1 pseudogene is annotated in these 1059 nt (G+C 53.1%); it reads right to left on the bottom strand.

Features of this window, described 5'->3' with window-relative positions:
- Positions 1–100: 100 nt before the first annotated feature.
- Positions 101–919 (bottom strand): annotated as a pseudogene (locus KOR42_RS26340) (tyrosine/phenylalanine carboxypeptidase domain-containing protein); the annotation flags it as partial.
- Between the last annotated feature and the right edge of the window lie 140 nt (positions 920–1059).

Here is a 1059-nt window from a genome sequence, read left to right as displayed (position 1 = left end):
CAATCCACTCGACCCACTGCACTCGAGAATAACCCACACGCGACAAGACACCATCCCCCAGGAATTCCAAAACCAGAAACCCCAAAGAATACAACCCAAGTCAACATGCACTCCAAACGGCGCTTACAAACCTTGGAAGTACGCGAGGGGCGATGATCACTTTCCGACGTCGCATTTCTTGAACAAAGGGAACATGCTGCAAGCCAATCTTCCCGACATACAGCGGCTCGATATCGTGCCCTGCCGCCAGGTATTCCATGAGTTGCGAGAGTCCTCGCAAGTAGATCAAATCCTTCGTGAACCCTCCGCCGCGATAGACCCGAAGCGTAAGAGAGAAGGCACGTGAGTCCGAGAATCCAAACTCTTCGCACAGCAAGTGGAACGTTTCTACGAAGGTCAGCCCTTCTGTGAGTGAATGAACGGCGATCACACGTCCAGCGAGTGTTCGCCACCGGTTGGACGTCATCCCTCCGACGAGTGATTCTGCAAGGACAGCCAGCCCTTCCTGAAGTTCTTCGTATCCGGCGAGCCCCGCATAGAGGTGTCGAAATGGCTGACCGCGCCCGTTAAAATATGTCAGCAAATGCGTCCCAATCTCGTGGTGCATTAAAGCTTCAACCCGGTTTTCATTAAGACAACTTTCCGGCGAGACAAGCAAGCGGTCCCGTGAGACCATGACCCCGGATGCGATGGAACCGGAAGCTTCGACGGTTCCGTTAAAGTCATTTAACCGGCGGTGATAATAATCAATCTCTTCTCGCGCACGCTCCATGAGAACGTCAGCCCCGACACGTTTTGTCCCATCGCATTCGGGTGCTGCTTCGGGAACTCGATCGAGAATCTGGAGAGCAAGTTCGAGCAGCGTCGCATCCGGAGTCCCATAGAGCTGAAGACTGTTATAAATAAAGTTAGGAGCCTCAAGGTCTCTGAGAGCCTATCCGGAATCCTCTTCATGCTGTAAGTCGGTATTTGAACGGAGCTTGGTTGGGTGAAGGAGCTAAGCGGCGGAGCATGCGACCAATGGAAGCCACATAGATCATGGCTTCGCTCGATTTGGTG

The sequence above is a fragment of the Thalassoglobus neptunius genome (assembly GCF_007859735.1).
Lineage (GTDB): Bacteria > Planctomycetota > Planctomycetia > Planctomycetales > Planctomycetaceae > Thalassoglobus > Thalassoglobus neptunius.
Note: the sequence above shows the minus strand (reverse complement) of the source record. Positions and strands in the feature narration are given on the sequence as shown.